Raw genomic sequence first — 16,413 nt, 5'->3', positions numbered from 1 at the left:
GGAGGACCATGACCGCTTACCCCTCGACCTCCACGACCGATACCGCCGCCGAGGCAGTCCCCACCGGGAATAGGAATACCCGCACCGAGGCGGCCCCCACCACGGACATCGAAACGCCGGTTCCGAACCCTGCCCGGTCCCACCTCGGCGAGGTGGCTCCCGATCGAGGGCCGGAACGGCCATGGCGGGCACGGGCGTGGCTGATGGTGGCCCCGGCGATGTTCCTGCTCGCATGGGGCGGCAATCATTTCACCCCGCTCGTGCACATGTATGAGGAGGACGGCGGATACGCCATCTGGCAGGCGAACCTGCTGCTGGGGATGTACGTGGGCGGACTCATTCCGGGATTGTTGGTCGCCTCGGCGCTGTCGGATCGGCACGGACGCAAACCGGTCCTCATCGCCGGATCGCTCGCCGCGATAGCCGGCAGCCTCGGCCTCGGGCTCGGTTTCGATCTGTTCTGGCTGCTCTGCCTGGGCCGGGTGCTCGCGGGAATCGGCGTCGGGGTGGCGATGTCGGTGGGCACGAGCTGGATCAAGGAGCTCTCGGCCCCGCCGTTCGATCACCAGGCCGGAATCACCGCCGGTGCCCGGCGTCCTTCACTGACGCTGACCTTGGGGTTTGCCATGGGCGCGGCGGTCACCGGATGCCTGGCCCAATGGGGACCGGTGCCCGAAGTCGTGCCCTACGCCGTGCACGGAGTGCTCAACCTCGCCGCCCTGATCCTGGTGATCTTCGCGCCGGAATCGATGCCTCGCGACCACCGGGCAGCAGGCCATTGGTGGCACGGTCTGCGTGTTCCGCTCGTCGCACATCGGACGATCCTGCGACTGATCGTGCCGGCTGCGCCCTGGGTGTTCGGTGCCGCCGGGGTCGCCTATGCCGTGATGCCGGCGATCGTGCAGGGCGAGCTGGGGGAGTGGACGACGCTGTACGCCACGGTGCTCACCGTCGTCACGCTCGGAGCCGGTGCGCTGGTGCAGAACATCGTGCCGTGGATCAACCGGCTGACCGGCGGGCGGGCGCTCGTCGTCGGACTCGGGCTGATGACCGTGGGGATGGGGCTCGGGGCGGTGGCCGCACTTCTGGCGGACCCGATCCTCGCGTTCATCGTGGCGATCGTGCTCGGTGTCGCGTACGGAATCTGTGTGGTCTCCGGGCTCATCATCGTCCAGGCCATCGCCTCACCGCAGGAGCTCGCCGGCATCACCGGGGTCTACTATTCGCTGGCGTACTCCGGGTTCCTGCTGCCCACGGTGCTCGCCGCCTTGCTGACTGTGCTGTCGTACACGGTGTCTCTGGCCGCCGTGGCCGTCATCTGCCTGGCCTGCCTCACAGCAGTCGCCATATCCACCAAACACCCCTAATTGCTACCCGACGGCGGCCCAGCAACCTGGCGCCAGGTAGCTGGGCCGCCGTCGGGTAGTTCTGAGAGGGGGTGCGGGGTGCGAACCGAGACACCTACCATGAGAACAACCGTCGCCTACCGATAGGGATCGACCATATGCCCGGCAAGACACGTCACCAGTCCCCAGCCGTCAACGCGTTCATCGACATCATGGGGCCGCGCCACGTCCTCACCTCCGCGCGGGCGACCGCACCGTACGCCAAGGGCAACCGCTTCGGCGGCGGCAATGTGCTGGCCGTGCTGCGACCCGGCAGCCTCGTCGACATGTGGCGGGCCCTGCAGGTCTGCGTCGACAACGACCTCATCGTCATTCCGCAGTCGGCCAACACCGGCCTGACCGGCGGCTCCGGTCCGGGCGCGCAGGACTACGACCGTCCGATCGTCATCATCTCGACCCTGCGGATCAACGAGATCTATCTCATCAACGATGCCCGCGAGGCGATCTGTCTGGCCGGGTCCACACTGTACGAACTCGACGAGGCGCTCGCCCCGTTCCACCGCGAACCCCACTCGGTCATCGGCTCGTCCTCGATCGGCGCCTCCGTCATCGGCGGCATCGCCAACAACTCCGGCGGCTCCCAGATCCGCAAGGGTCCGGCGTTCACGAAGCACGCGATCTTCGCCCGCGTCAACGAGGAGGGGCGACTCGAACTGGTCAACCACCTCGGCGTGGAGCTCGGTGACGACCCCGCCCACATCCTCGACAAACTCCAGCGCGGAGACTGGGATCCCGCCGGGGTCACGCCCGCCCCAAAGGACACGACGGAGACCGAATACGGCGAGCAGGTCCGCAGGATCGTCGACTCACCGGCTCGATTCAATTCGAACTCCGACTACCTGTACGAGGCCTCCGGTTCGGCCGGAAAACTCATGGTCTTCGCCGTGCGCACTCGCACCTTCCCGAAGGAAGAGGGAGCGACCACGTTCTACGTCGGCACGAACTCCTCGACCGAACTCGAAGATCTGCGACGGGCGATACTGACCTCGGAGATGCCGCTGCCGATCTCGGGCGAATACATGGGCCGACCCTCGTTCGACCTCGCCGAGAAGTACGGCAAAGACACGTTCGTCTCGGTCAAGCACGCTGGCAGCCGCGAGCAGATCAAGCTGTTCGCGCTGAAGAACTGGGCCAACGGCGTGTTCGCGAAGCTGCCGTTCTTCGGCGAGACCGTCGCCGACACGATCGCGCAGAACGCGTTCGGCCTGCTGCCGCAGCAGCTGCCCAAGCGGATGCTCGAGTACCGCGACCGCTTCGAGCATCATCTTCTCCTCGTCGTCAGCGCCGAGGAGAAGAATCGCATGGGTGCGTTCCTCAACGACTTCTTCGCCGAGGATGCCCACCACGGTAACTATTTCGTGTGCAGTGCCGATGAGGCTCAGTCCGCGATGCTCCACCGTTTCGGTGCCGCAAGTGCGGCGACCCGGTACTTCAACCTCAACCGTGAGGACTCCTCGGACATGATCACCTTCGATGTGGCGCTGCGCCGCGACGATGACGATTGGCTCGAGGTGCTGCCCGACGAGATCGCCGACCAGCTGCACATCAGCTCCTACTACGGGCACTTCTTCTGCCACGTCTTCCACCAGGACCACGTGGCGAAAAAAGGCGTCGACACGGTGGCGCTGAAGCAGCAGATGATTGAGCTGCTCGAGGCCCGCGGTGCGGCCGTGCCCGCCGAGCACAACTACGGCCGGCTCTACCCCGTGCCGCCGGAGATGGAAGCGCACTTCAAGGACCTCGACCCGCACAACGTCTTCAACGCCGGAGTCGGCGAAACGTCGGCGAAGAAGGACTGGGCCTGACGCGGCGGGGCCGATGGAGTATCTCCTCGTCCCCAGGGCCCCCGCCGCAGCGGTCAGCTCATTTCAGGTGGCGGGCGAAGAACCGGGCGGCATCCTCGCCGGCGAATTCCGGGACTCCTGTGTGTCCGCCCATATTGGCGTAGAGCGTCTTCTCGGTTGAAGCGAAAGCATCGAAGAGTTCGAGGGCGGCCGCACGGTCATTGCCTTCGTCATCCCACTGCAGGAGGACGTGCAGCGGAATGGTCACGCGCCGGGCTTCTTCCATGGTCGACTGGGGAATGAAGCTGCCGGCGAAGAGCCCGGCTGCCGCGACCCTGGAATCGATCGCAGCCAGCCGGACAGCGATCGCAATCACTCCGCCGGAGAAGCCGACACTGTCAGCAAGACCGGGAAGGCGCAGGAGTTCGTCGAGCAGCGACTGCCATTCGGGAACTGCCTGCTCGACGAGCGGCAGGATGAGCTCGTTGATGACATCAGTGGAGGGTGATTCGCCGGCGAGGATGGCAGAACGCAGCCGATTGCGTGCCTGATCCATGCCGGGGAGGCGTGGACGCTCACCCAAACCGGGCATCTCTAGGCAAGCGGATGCGAACCCGAGTGCGGCGGTGCTGCGGGCGCGTGCCATCAGTCGCGGGTACATCCGCTCCATGCCGATGCCGCCGGGCTGACCCATGAGAATGATCGGAACCGGCTCGGTTTCTGATGCGGAGGACGGAGTCCAAAGAATGCCCGGAGTATCGCCGAGGCGGAATTGACGTTCGACGAAATCCCCGTCGAAGTGCTGTTCGGAGGTGAAATGCATGGTCGTGCCTTTCGGGAGTGCGATGAATGATCGGCGCTCCCGGACGACCTACCGTCCGACCGTGACTCCGTAGGGGAGCACCTTCGAAACTGCGTTCACTGGTACCACCTCCTCGGTCTCTTTCACGGAGTCTCAAGCGTAGCAGTGGCAACTAGGTGGTATGTCGCACCGCAGACAGCAAAAACACCCCGCCGCAACGGGGTGTTTTTGCGTTGAGGGTGATGGACGCTCAATCACTGCTCCTCAAGAACCGAGCGGAATCAGTCCTCGTCTTCGATCTCAGCGGCGGCGGCCGCCTCGGCGCGGGCCTGCTTGATTTTTCGTACCCGGGAGATCGTCATGATGGTCAGCGCGACGATGAAGCCGAACGCAGCGCCGATCGCGATGGAATAGGTGCTGGAGGGAGCACCTGGCATCGTTTGATTGCCCATTCCGACATCGATGAGCGGGTAGCCGTTGCTTATATGAAAGACGATTGCACCGACCCAAACGATGGCGAACAGGGCGCCGACGATATTGCCGACGATCAGCCGCCTCGGCGAGACGCGAGCCATCGACATGGAGAAGTCCACATTCTCACGCTGGCAGTATGCAGAGATGACGATGCTGGTCACCATGGAGCCGAAGACGATGAGCACACTCCACATTCCCGCGCCGAAGACGGCAAAGATGAGTGCAAGCGCGAAGAACACGTAGGTGGAGACGACGGCCCCCAAGGTATATGCCCGCAGAATGACGTCGCGTTCGCGTTCGTCTCCCATCGAGGGGTCGTCGAAGCCGGCGATTCTGTCGGCAAAGGCGTTGGGGCGGTTCTTGTTGTCGCTGATGTTGTTCATGACGATTCCTCCTGAAGTGAGAAGATCTCTTCGACTGTCGTGTCCAAGGCTCGGGCGATGCGCAGCGCCAGATAGACGCTGGGGGCGTAGTCGCCGCGCTCGGTCGCGATGATCGTCTGCCGCGACACCCCGGTGAGCTGGGCCAACTGTGCCTGCGTCAGCACCGCAGCCTTGCGAACCTGCTTGAGGTCCGAGGTCTGAACTTCCATACCGTTCCTTGATGTCAACTTCTCTTTACATCTAAAAGTAAAGCATGTTTGACATTGTGATGTCAATGATCTTTGACATCGCCGAGGAGGCCCTGCAGTAGCGGGATCGCGCAGGCTCGCGATCGGGCCACCTCGGCCGGGGCTGAGCCAGTGGGCCGCCGTCCCCTCCGAGCACAACATCCCGCAAACGCGAAAACACCCCGCCGCAACGGGGTGTTTTCTCGCTATGGGTGACGGATGCTCACCGGCCGGTGCGAAAAGAGACTCACGTGAGGGCGTGACACTAACGGTGACGGATGCTCGCCGAGGCGGTCGCCGGCAGGCGGCACTGCCGCCCATTGCACGTGACACCGGCGCGCGAGACAGCGATCGCGCAAGCGCTCGCCCCAGCGCGCTTTACGCCTCCACAACTCGCTCGCGCCGACGGTCCTTCTCCAGCCGGGCTTCGTGACTCGACCGCGAAGGGTTGAGCAGCTTGAGCAGCGACAGCGCGATGATCGCTCCCAGCACTGCGCAGCCGGCGGGCAGCAGCATCGCGGTCTTCGCATCGAAGGCGTCGATGATGTTGCCGGCGACGGCCGATCCGAAGGCGACGCCGAAGCCCAGCGAGGTGCCCAACCAGGCGAACGCCTCGGTGAGCCTGCGCGGGGGAGCGAGCTGCTCGATGACGGAGTTCGCGCCGATGAGGCTCGGTGCGATCGCGGATCCGACGACGATGAGGATGATGCCGTAGGTGATCATCGAGTTGGCCAGCAGCATCAGGCATGCGCCCACGGCCAGAGCGGACACGGCCACGCCGAAGCGGTGATGGACGGCGGCCTGCCAGTTGCGGGCCCCGTACAGCGCGCCGGAGATGAGCGATCCCAGCGCCAGGCACGACAGCAGCACACCGGCAGAGGACTTCACGCCGAGTTCGTCGGCGAAGGCGACGGCGATGACGTCGATGGCACCGAAGTTCACGCCGAGGAAGATGTTGACGATGATGATCGCGAAGATGCCCGGGTTCGAGAACACGTGGCCCTTCGCCTCGGTGGTGCGCTCCACCGGTGGGGGTTCGGTCGACTTCTGGATGTAGAGCAGCAGCGAGCCGATGCCGACGGTGATCATCGAGAGGATGATTCCGGCCGGCGGCCACACGGCGGTGGCGAGCACCGTGGCGAGCACCGGCCCGGAGACGAACATCAGCTCATCGGCGACCGATTCCCACGAGAACGCGGTCTGCAGCTTCTTCGGGGTGTCGACGATATGCGACCAACGTGAGCGCACGAGCGAACCGACGGAGCCGACGGTGGCGCCGCCGATGCCGGCGAAGACGAAGACGAATCCCGTCCACCATTCCTCGTACACGGAGACGATGAGCAGCGCCAACGCGATGAGGTGGGTGATGACGATGGGCGCCATGACCTTCGCCTGGCCGAGGCGGTCGACGAGGCGAGCGATCCCGGGGCCGGCAAGTGCCTGGACGATCATGTAGACGGCGGAGACGATGCCCGCCATGCCGTACGACCCGGTCACGCCCTGGATGAAGAGGACGATTCCCAGTCCCAGCACTGCGATGGGCATCCGGGCGACGAGACCGGCCAAGGAGAACTTGAGAGCACCGGGAAGCGACAGAATTTCCCGATAGTTATTGAACACCAGGAAAGTCTACCGAGCGCCTTCAGCGACAGCCAGACGAATTCTGCGTTATTACTGGTGAGTCCCCTCACCTCGGCGCCGGAGGTCATTGGTGGGTAACGAACCGGTATCAGTCCCGGTCCACCCGGTCGAAACCGGGGATCACTGCGTCTGACAAGGCAGAACACCTCGCCGAGGCGGCCCTGCCCTCCCGTTCGCCTCCGCAATGCGGTACGGGGTGAGTCGCGTGGCTGAGAAATGGGTCACCTCGGTCGCTATACAATGAGCGGGATTGCCCAATGACCCCGGCGCCCGGCGCCGACCGCTCAAACCCCGGAGTGCCGATGACGGACAACACCACCTTCGACGATCTCTTCGACCACCAGAACGAGGAACAGCAGCGCCCGCGCAAGAAGAAGCGCGTCTGGCGCAAGGTACTCGTCGCACTGCTGATCATCGTCATCCTCGGCGTGCTCGGCATCGGGCTCTACGTCTGGAGCGTCGGCCGGTCGTTCGACAAGAACGCGAACCAGCTCAGCGATGAGCAGGTCTTCGGCAAGTCCGGCGGCGGCAAGGACGGCGACGGCACGAACATCCTGCTGCTGGGCTCGGACGAGTCGATGAAAGATGTCGACGTCAACGATTCGCGCGGACTGCGTTCGGACACGATCATGGTCATGCACCTGCCCGAGGACGGCGGCAACGTCCAGATCATGTCGATCCCGCGCGACACCTACGTCGACATCGAGGGCCACGGAAAGTCGAAGATCAATGCGGCACTGTCCTACGGCGGTCTGCCGCTGGCCGTATCGACGGTCTCGGACTTCATCGGCACCGAACTGGATCACGTGGCGATCATCGACTTCGAGGGATTCAAGGCACTGACGGACAGCCTCGGCGGGGTGACCGTGAACTCCGAGCAGGCGTTCGAGAAGAACGGCTACTCGTTCACCAAGGGCGAGAACGTCCTCAACGGTGACGAGGCGCTGACCTTCGTGCGCGAGCGCAAGCAGTTCCAGGACGGCGACTTCCAGCGCGCACGTAACCAACAGGCGTTCATTCGCGGGCTGACGAACGAGATGATCTCGGCCGATACTCTGTCGAACCCGAAGAAGATCCAGGACATGGTCAAGAACTTCGCGCCGTACATGTACGTCGACTCGGGCATGGACGCGAAGTACATCTCCGCGACCGCGTTCAACATGCGCGACGTCCGCCCCGGTGACATCGAGTTCTTCACCGCGCCCGTCGCCGGCGTCGGCACCTCCCCGGATGGTCAGTCGATCGTCAACGTCGACGAGGATGAGCTGAAGAAGGTCCGCGACGCGTTCAAGAACGACACCGTGGCCGACTACGTGCAGAACGCCCCGGAGGCCCACCTGTAGAACCTCGCCGAGGCGGCCGACCGCAGCCGCCGACGCCGAGGCCCAGCGTCGCTGAGTCACACACATCGAGCCCCGCTCCAGGAAATTCCTGGAGCGGGGCTCAGTGCATCTGGGGTGATAGCTACTCTCATCGGTGGCTCGTATCGGCAGGTGCTCTGCCGGGCTGGAGCTTCAGCTTCAGCCGTCGAAGTCGACCCTGTACACAGCGTGGGGTGCTGCACCCCATTCGTCCTGGTCGCCGATGGCCTGGTTGGAGACACCGAGCGTCATCTTCTCGCCGGTCTCTGTATTCCGGTAGGTGATGTACGTTGTGCCTGCGGCGCCTTCTGCCCCGGAGTCCCTCCAATGAGAACCGTCTTCATTGCCGTGGTCTGCCAGCTTCTTCGCGACTTCGTCGCTGGCAAACGCTTCGACGCGTTCGGTGTTGTCCTGGCCCCAGGCGATGACGAGTTCGTCAGCATACTTGCCGGCTTCGATCGGGTAGTAGATGGACTGCGTGTCGACGTCTGTGGCGGCAGACTGAGCCGATGAGTTGGCTGCGCCAGAGTCGGCGGCCATGGCTGGTCCTGTTGCGAGTCCGAGGCCGGCGAGTCCGGCGACGGTGGCGATTCCGATGGCTGCTGCGCGGTTGCGAATGATTGACTTCATGGTGTTTCCCCTTCTGCTTCTGCGTCGCCGTGACGAGGCGACGGGACGTTGTCGCAGATCAGTCTTGTCACCGATTCTGAGGGGGAGGCAACGGTGGCTGAAAGCACAATCAAAGCGGATAACAGCGCGAAGACAGAAATATTGCAGTCCTGCGACAGGCGTTTTCAAACGGTGGTGAATGCCAGGTAAACGACAACAGATCCTGCCCGCGCGACCTGGCGGAACAGTAGACTGACTGCACTTCCTCCCGGTTCTGTGCGGGAGGCGTCGGAGGATTCGTTCTGCGACAATTCCGATTGGACAGCGATATCCGACCGTGATCAGTTGAGTGCTTACAAAATGAACAGAAGTCCGCGCAGAGTCGTGAACCTGCGATCAACGACTGAACCGGCCCGCACCTGAACGCGGACTAGCCTTGCGCCTACTCCAGCACACCGTCGACGAGAGTGCGGGCGTCATGCTGGACCTGGCGCAGGTGGTCCTCGTCGCGCAGGGATTCCGCGTAGATCTTGTAGACGTCTTCCGTGCCCGACGGCCGCACGGCGAACCATGCGTTGTCCGTGGTGACCTTGAGTCCGCCGATGGGCGCATTGTTGCCCGACGCCGAGGTGAGCACCTCCTTGACGGGTTCACCGCCGACGGTCTTCGCGCTCACCTGAGAGGCGTCCAGGGACCCCAGTCGTTCTTTCTGTGCGCGCGTCGCCGGAGCATCCTGGCGGGCGTAGGAGCTGGTGCCGTGATTCGCGGCCAGTCCTGCGTAGCGCTGCGAGGGGGTCTGCTCGGTCTTCGCGGTCATTTCTGCCGCGAGTAGGGCGAGTATGATGCCGTCCTTGTCCGTCGACCACACCTTGCCGTCCCGCCGGAGGAACGAAGCACCGGCCGATTCCTCGCCGCCGAATGCCAGCGTCGAATCGAGCAGGCCGGGAACGAACCATTTGAAGCCGACAGGCACCTCGAAGAGGGTGCGATTATGCGCGGCGACGATGCGGTCGACGATCGACGAGGTGACCAGAGTCTTGCCGATCCCCGCGTCCTTCGGCCAATCGGTGCGGGAGTCGATCAGGTAGTCGATGGCCGATGCCAGATAGTGATTCGGATTCATCAGGCCGGCATCGGGAGTGACGATGCCGTGGCGATCGGCATCGGCGTCGTTGCCGGTGGCGATGTCGAAGTCGTTTCGCGAGGCGATGAGGCCGGCCATCGCGTAAGGGGAGGAGCAGTCCATGCGGATGTTCTCGTCCCAATCCAGGGTCATGAACGACCAGGTGGGGTCGACGTCCGGATGGACGACGTCGAGGTTGAGGTCGTAGTCCTCTGCAATGGCCGCCCAGTAGTCGACGCTGGCTCCGCCGAGCGGATCGGCGCCGATCTTCAGCCCGGAGCTGCGAATGACATCGAGGTCGATGACCGACTCGAGGTCGTCGACATAGTTCGAGACGTAGTCGAAGTTCTCGGTGTTCTCCAGATGGAACGCCCGCTGGAACGGAGTGCGCGGGATCTTCTCCCACCCCTCGGCGAGGTACTGGTTCGCGCGATCAGCGATCCAGGTCGTCGTCTCGGTTCCGGCAGGCCCGCCGTGCGGCGGGTTGTACTTGATGCCCCCGTCAGCGGGCGGATTGTGGCTGGGAGTGACGATGATGCCGTCGGCCTGCGCATCCTCGCGCGACTTCCCGGCGTTGAAGCCGAGGATCGCGTGGGAGACTGCGGGGGTCGGGGTGAAGCCGTCGCGTTCGTCGATGAGCGCGGGCACCTCGGCGGCGGCGAGCACCTCGAGGACGGTGAGGAACGCGGGCTCACTGAGCGCGTGAGTGTCACGGCCGAGGAAGATCGGTCCGCGGATGCCTTTGTCTCGGCGGAAATCGACGATGGCTGCGGTGATGGCCGCGATGTGCGCCTCGTTGAAAGAGCGGTTGAAGCTCGAACCGCGGTGGCCGGAGGTCCCGAAGCTCACTGCTTGCGAAGGCACCGAAGGGTCGGGAACCAAGTCGTGATAGGAATCGAGAAGGGCAGGGACGTCAACGAGATCCTTGTCCTGGGCCAACTGGCCGGCGCGTGTTGTCATTCTTCTACCTAACCAAATGACAGCGGTTGCGCACAGTTGTGTCCACGGAGTTCTTGCATCGTGGACTTCGGCGGCTCCACGGAGCGAGAACTAGCAGCCTCGCTCAACGGTGGCCGTCTCAGTCAGGCGGCTCCACGGAGTCGTCTTCCTCTTCTTTCGTGTCTCCGCCGCTGATATCCCGGTCTTGGTCGGGGGAGGAGGACCCTTCGCCCTTGGCCTGGGCGTCTTCAGGATCCCGATCGATCGGAACATCGTGCTCAGCCGCGATTCGCTCAAGCTTCTCTTCGGGAGTCTTGGAACTGCCTTCGGCGTCGGTATCTGCACCGACTCCGACGGCAGAGCTCTCGATCTCCTGCTCGTCTTCGGTCTGCTCTTCTGCTGCGTTCTCCGGGAGATTCTTCTTCTCGTCACTCATGACTTCGCTCCTTTCGGAGTTGAACATGCTCTCGCCGTTCGGCGGAGGAATGGAGATCACCAGATGTGCCTCAGTGATCCATGGTGCCGACGGTAGACCCATCGTGGCATGCGGGCAAGGGGGTCAAACCGGCGGTCAGGGACCTGTGCAAGGTAAGCGCCCTGAGTTAGAGTGAAATCATTCTGCGGACAGGCGCCTAGCGGCCCGTCCCACGGCAACCCCCGAAGATTGGGACGAGGATCAAAGATGATCGGGCCCGACCAGGAAACGGTCAGACAGCGAGCTTTCACCGGGGACCTGCCTGCCGACCGCTTCATCGATTCGGCCCTGGCAGACATCCACGCACGGTACAGCGGACTCGACGACGGTGAGGTCGCCGACTACATCCCGATCCTCGCCGAGGCGGATCCCCGATGGTTCGGACTCAGCCTCATCGAATCGGCTGGGACCGTGCACGAGGCCGGAGACGTCGATATCGAATTCTCCATCCAATCCATCTCCAAGGCCTTCGTCTTCGCGCTCGTCTGTCAGGCCCGCAGCTCCGAACTCGTCCACGAACGCGTCGGCGTCAACAACACTGGACTCGCCTTCAACTCCGTGATGGCGATCGAACTCAACGACGGCAAACCGTTGAACTCGATGGTCAACGCCGGCGCCATCGCCACGACCGCACTCATGCCCGGGGCCACCTCGGCGGAGAAATGGGAGAACATCCGCTCCGGGCTCTCCCGCTTCGCCGGGCGGCAGCTTCGCCTCGACGGACGGGTGTACGAATCGGAGATGAAGACGAATCAGCGCAACAAGGCCCTGGCTCGCCTGCTCGAGAGCTACGGGCGGATCATCACGGATCCGCTCGACACCGTCGACATCTACACCCGGCAGTGCTCGCTGCTGGTCACCGCGCACGATCTCGCGGTGATGGGAGCGACGCTGGCCGACGGAGGAATCAATCCACTGACCGGTCGGCAGGTCGTCTCCGCCGAAGTGGCGCGTGACACGCTCGCGCTGCTCGCCTCGTGCGGAATGTACGAAAACAGCGGCGAATGGCTCTTCGAGATCGGACTGCCTGCCAAGTCCGGGGTCGCAGGCGGCATCGTCGCCATCGCCCCAGGCAAGGGAGCGCTGGGCACTTTTTCGCCGAGGTTGGACTCCGCGGGCAACAGCGTGCGCGGTCAATGGGCGTGTTTTCACATCTCCAGAGTCCTGGGCATGAACCTCTTCGCATCGAACGCGGCCGTCGAACGTCCAGGGAAAGGACAATGATGAGCTCCGAAACCACACCGCACGACATCGCCGAAGAGCGCAGATCCTGGGCACCGATGATCGGGCTCTTCCTCGCCCAGGTGCTCATGTCGTTCAACGTCGCCGCCCTGCCGATCTCGCTCGGCGGAATGGTCGAGGACTTCGGTGTTCCGCCCACGGTCGCCTCGTCGACGATCGTCGTCTACGGCCTTGCCGTGGCCGCGCTCGTGATGACTGGCGCGAAGTTGGGACAGCGGATCGGGTGGGTGCTCATCTTCCGCGTCGTCCTCGTCGTCTTCGCGGCCTCATCGCTGCTGATGATCTTCTCCCGGACGGTCACCTGGGTCATCACCGGTCAGCTGCTCGCCGGGGCCGCCGCCGCGATCATCGTGCCGGCCCTGGTCGCGCTCATCGCGGAGAACTACCGGGGTGCGCAGCAGGCCGCAGCGGTCGGCTCGCTCGGTTCGGCGCGCGCTTTCTCCGGGATGAGCGCCTTCCTCATCGGCGGCACATTGGGCACATTTGTCGGGTGGCGGCCGATCTTCTTCATCACGCTGGGCCTGGCCGTCATCGTCTTCGCGCTGACGTTCACGCTGAAGTCGGACAAGGGGGACGCTGCGATCCGGATCGACCTCGTCGCCTCGGCGCTCATCGGTGCTGCGGTCGTGCTGCTGACGTTGGGGTTCAACAACCTCAACGGGTGGGGGATCATCCGCGCCGAGGATGGGGCGCCGTTCTCGATCGCGGGGCTGTCACCGGCGCCGGTGTTCATCGTCGTCGGCGTGGTCCTCGGGCAGCTGTTCTTCGTCTGGACGAAGCGTCGGAAGGCCGCAGGAAAGGTGCCGCTCGTCGACATCAGCGTGCTCGGTCGTCCGAGTGAGAGGGCAGCGGTCTATGCGATGTTCGTCATCGTCGCCATGGAAGCGGCGGTGAACTTCACTGTGCCCACCTACATCCAGGTCGTCCAGGGGCGCACCCCTTTCGACACCTCGTTGGCGATGCTGCCGTTCAACCTCACGGTCTTCGTCACCGCCACCCTCATCGTCCGCTTCTACAAGCGCTACTCCCCGCGCACCATTGCGCTCTTCTCCTTCGGGCTGACGACGGCGGCACTCGTCTGGCTGGCGTTCGTCGTGACGAACAACTGGGAGACTCTGCCGACGATCCTCGGCCTCATCGTCTTCGGCATCGGGCAGGGTGCGCTCGTGACCTTGGTCTTCAACGTCCTCGTCACTGCCGCGCCGAAGCATCTGGCCGGTGATGTCGGTTCGATCCGCGGCACCGCGCAGAATCTCGCCTCGGCGGTCGGCACCGCGGTGATGGGAGCGCTGCTGGTCACGGTGCTCTCGGCCGGTCTGGCATCGGCCGCCGGTGACCATCCCGACCTGCCGCCGGAACTCGTCGAGCAGGTCGACCTCGACAATGCGAACTTCGTGAGCAACGACGAACTGCGCGACGTCCTCGCGGGGACGACGGCGACACCGGAGCAGGTCGAGCATGCCGTCGAGCTCAACTCCCAACAGCGGCTGCGCACGCTCAAGCTCGGCTTCCTCATCCTCGCCGGCATCAGCCTGATCGCGGCAGTGCCGGCCTCAAGGCTGCCGAAGTACCGCCCGGATGAGATCCCCGACCCCGCCGAGGCTGACTAGACCAGGCAGAGCAGCTTGATAGCTTTATCAACGGCCTGAATCTAGCGGCTGAAAACGGCAGGGGAGAGGATCACTTCACCCAGGGCTCTTCGCCGGTCTCGGAGACGATGGGCTTGCCGTTGTCGAGGTTCCACGAGCCCATGCCGCCGTCGACATTGAAGGCGTCGAAACCGTTCTGGTTGAGCCAGGCAACGGCCCGGTTGGAGCGCCCGCCGGTGCGGCAGATGACGTACATGTCGTCATCGAGGGGGAGATCGTCGAGGCGGCTCGGCAGTTCGCCCAGCGGCACGTGGATCGCGCCTTCGATATGGCCGGCCTCCCATTCGTCGTCCTCGCGGACGTCGATGATGGCGGCCCCTTCGGGGATGTCGTTGACGGTGACGGTCGTTTCTTCATCCATGGCTTCAGTGTAGACATCGGCCAGGACACGGACGCAATGGGCTGCCGGACCGATCTGCTCACCACCCGAGCTCCAAATGGCGCGGTGTCTGGCGCCTCGGGCCGGGCCCCGTCTCTGTGAGGTGGGGCAGGTCTCTTAGGGCGGCGCGTCTGTGCGCCGACTGGGAAAGCCCACCATGTTCAGTCAGTCAGCGTTCCGCACCGCGATCGCATGGAAGAATGACGAACCACCGCTGACGAAGAGGGGAAGAGGGGAAGTCTGATGAGCAGAGACAAGAGCACCGAAGGCCGCGGCGAGGAGAAGGCTCGCGACGCCGCCGCATTTCTCGACGAGACAACCGAGAAGTTCGCCGGTACCTCGAACATCGCCCCGGGCGAAAAGGGCGGATACACCGAGGGGGACGTCGAAACCCGGGCGCGCGACGCCGCTGCCAGCCAAGGTGCGAACCTCTACCGCAACCCCGACGGCTCACACACGGCTGTCGACGAATCTCAAGCCGCCGAGGGAGCCCTGAGCGCCGAATCTGAGGACTCCGGGCCCCCGGCCCGCACCGCAGCCACCGATGATACGGAGGCCGGCCAGGTCTCCGCAGCCGGTGACGGGCAGGCTCCTGCAGGCCAGGCGGCTACCGATGAGCTCGACCAGGCCGACGTCGTCAAGATCCTGCGCGGCAGCGACTCCGTCATGCTCGCGACCGCGTTGGCCGATGGCAAGATCCTCGCCCACCCGATGGCACCTCAGGAGGTCACCGAGGATGCCGACGTCTGGTTCTTCCTCGCCCTCGACGGCGACCAAGCGAAGGCGCTGCAGACGAACCCCGAAGTCAATATCAGCATCGCTGAGGCGGGCAACTGGCTGTCGGTGGCCGGGCGCGTGGAGTTCGTCGACGACGAGGCCAAGGTCGATGAACTGTGGTCGGATTCCGCCAAGGCGTGGTTCGATGACCGCCGCGACCCGAACCTCGGACTCATCAAGGTCGTCACACACTCCGCACAGCACTGGGGCCTGCCCGGCGGCAAGGCATCGGGCCTGTTCCGCATGGTCAAGTCCAAGATCACCGGAGACCGCCCGTCCGGCGGCACGCAGACCACGGAGCTCTGAGCGGGTGAGTCATCTGAACGCATGGAGCGAGCGGCCGAGGCGACTGCACGGTCTATTGGATCAGCCACTCACATAACTGTGGAGCGGGCCCGCCGAAGAGACTATGCTCTCTTTCAGGCGGGTCCGGTGCGGGGCCTCGCGGTGTCGCGCAAGGTCGCTCGGCATCATGTTCTGCTGAAGGGACCCACCATGTCGTTCCAGGCCTATCTCGACACCATCGAAGACAAGACCGGACTCACTCCTCGCCAGTTCATCGACCTGGCCAAAGACAAGGGGTTCGACGACGACTCGGTCAAGGCCGGAGCCATCCTCGAGTGGCTCAAAATCGACTATGGACTTGGCCGCGGGCACGGCATGGCCCTCGTCCACGTCATCAAGAAGGGCCCGCAGATCGACGCCAAACACGTCGGCACCGGCGGCACACACAACGATGAATCAGACATGCTCTGGCTCGACGGCAAGGCGAGCAGACCGGCATGATCACCGTCATGCAGCGTTCCGACCTGCTGCTGCCCGGATCGCCGACGGCCAAGTTCATCGGCGCCGAGCACGGTGCCGACGTCTCGTTCTTCTGGGTCGACACCGGACCGGGAAAGGGTCCCGATCTGCACTGGCATCCCTACACAGAGACATGGATCGTCCTGTCGGGGCAAGTGCGCATCGACGCAGCTGATGAAACCGTCGCTGCCGAGGCCGGCGCCGTCGTCACCGTCGGAGCCGAAACGGTCCATCGTTTCCGCAACATCGGAACTGAGAATCTCAAAATGGTGTGCATCCATGCCTCCCCCGAAATCATCCAGGATTTCGTCACCGAGGGCTGACCAGGTCGGTTTCAC

16 protein-coding genes are annotated in these 16,413 nt (G+C 64.1%); 8 read left to right on the top strand and 8 right to left on the bottom strand.

What is annotated here, in order from left to right; translation table 11 throughout:
* Positions 1–8: 8 nt before the first annotated feature.
* Positions 9–1,367, top strand: a complete 1,359-nt coding sequence (locus HIM68_RS11515; RefSeq protein WP_253903923.1) for an MFS transporter — start codon at positions 9–11, stop codon at positions 1,365–1,367.
* 137 nt (positions 1,368–1,504) lie between these two features.
* The gene (gene dld, locus HIM68_RS11510) at positions 1,505–3,211 is read left to right on the top strand and encodes a D-lactate dehydrogenase (RefSeq protein ID WP_172172311.1); all 1,707 of its coding nucleotides are present in this window, start codon (positions 1,505–1,507) and stop codon (positions 3,209–3,211) included.
* 58 nt (positions 3,212–3,269) lie between these two features.
* Here the strand turns inward: dld and HIM68_RS11505 are convergent, their stop codons facing one another.
* The 4 genes from HIM68_RS11505 to HIM68_RS11490 all read right to left on the bottom strand — a co-directional run bounded on the left by HIM68_RS11505 (position 3,270) and on the right by HIM68_RS11490 (position 6,696).
* On the bottom strand, positions 3,270–4,013 hold the full coding sequence (locus HIM68_RS11505) for an alpha/beta hydrolase (protein WP_172172309.1): 744 nt from the start codon (positions 4,011–4,013) through the stop codon (positions 3,270–3,272).
* 260 nt (positions 4,014–4,273) lie between these two features.
* Entirely contained in the window at positions 4,274–4,849 is a 576-nt protein-coding gene (locus tag HIM68_RS11500) for a hypothetical protein (RefSeq protein ID WP_172172307.1), read from the bottom strand.
* The gene (locus HIM68_RS11495; RefSeq protein WP_172172305.1) at positions 4,846–5,058 is read right to left on the bottom strand and encodes a helix-turn-helix transcriptional regulator; all 213 of its coding nucleotides are present in this window, start codon (positions 5,056–5,058) and stop codon (positions 4,846–4,848) included. Before HIM68_RS11495 ends, HIM68_RS11500 begins: the two co-directional genes overlap by 4 nt.
* Positions 5,059–5,454: 396 nt before the next feature.
* The gene (locus tag HIM68_RS11490) at positions 5,455–6,696 is read right to left on the bottom strand and encodes an MFS transporter (RefSeq protein ID WP_172172303.1); all 1,242 of its coding nucleotides are present in this window, start codon (positions 6,694–6,696) and stop codon (positions 5,455–5,457) included.
* A 278-nt stretch (positions 6,697–6,974) separates the two neighbouring features.
* On the opposite strand from HIM68_RS11490, the gene HIM68_RS11485 reads away from it, so the two are divergent.
* On the top strand, positions 6,975–8,060 hold the full coding sequence (locus HIM68_RS11485) for an LCP family protein (RefSeq protein WP_253903922.1): 1,086 nt from the start codon (positions 6,975–6,977) through the stop codon (positions 8,058–8,060).
* 177 nt (positions 8,061–8,237) lie between these two features.
* On the opposite strand, the gene HIM68_RS11480 is transcribed toward HIM68_RS11485, so the two are convergent.
* From HIM68_RS11480 to HIM68_RS11470, 3 genes are all read right to left on the bottom strand, one after another.
* Complete coding sequence (locus HIM68_RS11480) at positions 8,238–8,708, bottom strand: hypothetical protein (RefSeq protein ID WP_172172301.1); 471 nt, start codon at positions 8,706–8,708, stop codon at positions 8,238–8,240.
* Positions 8,709–9,129: 421 nt separating this feature from the next.
* Positions 9,130–10,770: a phosphoglucomutase (alpha-D-glucose-1,6-bisphosphate-dependent) gene (gene pgm, locus HIM68_RS11475; protein ID WP_172172299.1), complete on the bottom strand. Its 1,641-nt coding sequence runs from the start codon at positions 10,768–10,770 to the stop codon at positions 9,130–9,132.
* A 118-nt stretch (positions 10,771–10,888) separates the two neighbouring features.
* Complete coding sequence (locus tag HIM68_RS11470) at positions 10,889–11,185, bottom strand: hypothetical protein (RefSeq protein ID WP_172172297.1); 297 nt, start codon at positions 11,183–11,185, stop codon at positions 10,889–10,891.
* 246 nt (positions 11,186–11,431) lie between these two features.
* Between HIM68_RS11470 and glsA the strand changes: the two genes are divergently transcribed.
* Together glsA and HIM68_RS11460 are read left to right on the top strand one after the other, a co-directional pair.
* On the top strand, positions 11,432–12,448 hold the full coding sequence (gene glsA, locus HIM68_RS11465) for a glutaminase A (protein WP_172172295.1): 1,017 nt from the start codon (positions 11,432–11,434) through the stop codon (positions 12,446–12,448).
* On the top strand, positions 12,448–14,076 hold the full coding sequence (locus HIM68_RS11460; protein WP_253903921.1) for an MFS transporter: 1,629 nt from the start codon (positions 12,448–12,450) through the stop codon (positions 14,074–14,076). The genes glsA and HIM68_RS11460 overlap by 1 nt, the downstream gene beginning before the upstream one ends.
* A gap of 70 nt (positions 14,077–14,146) precedes the next feature.
* Here the strand turns inward: HIM68_RS11460 and HIM68_RS11455 are convergent, their stop codons facing one another.
* The gene (locus tag HIM68_RS11455) at positions 14,147–14,476 is read right to left on the bottom strand and encodes a rhodanese-like domain-containing protein (protein WP_139469974.1); all 330 of its coding nucleotides are present in this window, start codon (positions 14,474–14,476) and stop codon (positions 14,147–14,149) included.
* Between the two features lie 261 nt (positions 14,477–14,737).
* Between HIM68_RS11455 and HIM68_RS19205 the strand changes: the two genes are divergently transcribed.
* From HIM68_RS19205 to HIM68_RS11440, 3 genes are all read left to right on the top strand, one after another.
* Complete coding sequence (locus HIM68_RS19205; protein ID WP_172172293.1) at positions 14,738–15,577, top strand: pyridoxamine 5'-phosphate oxidase family protein; 840 nt, start codon at positions 14,738–14,740, stop codon at positions 15,575–15,577.
* Between the two features lie 189 nt (positions 15,578–15,766).
* Complete coding sequence (locus tag HIM68_RS11445) at positions 15,767–16,057, top strand: DUF4287 domain-containing protein (RefSeq protein WP_172172291.1); 291 nt, start codon at positions 15,767–15,769, stop codon at positions 16,055–16,057.
* Positions 16,054–16,398: a cupin domain-containing protein gene (locus tag HIM68_RS11440; protein ID WP_172172289.1), complete on the top strand. Its 345-nt coding sequence runs from the start codon at positions 16,054–16,056 to the stop codon at positions 16,396–16,398. The genes HIM68_RS11445 and HIM68_RS11440 overlap by 4 nt, the downstream gene beginning before the upstream one ends.
* The last annotated feature ends 15 nt before the right edge of the window (positions 16,399–16,413 follow it).

It is taken from the genome of Brevibacterium sp. CT2-23B, assembly GCF_013168765.1.
Taxonomy (GTDB): Bacteria; Actinomycetota; Actinomycetes; order Actinomycetales; family Brevibacteriaceae; genus Brevibacterium; species Brevibacterium sediminis.
The sequence above is the reverse complement of the archived record's forward strand: the minus strand, read 5'-3'. Positions and strand labels throughout refer to the sequence as shown.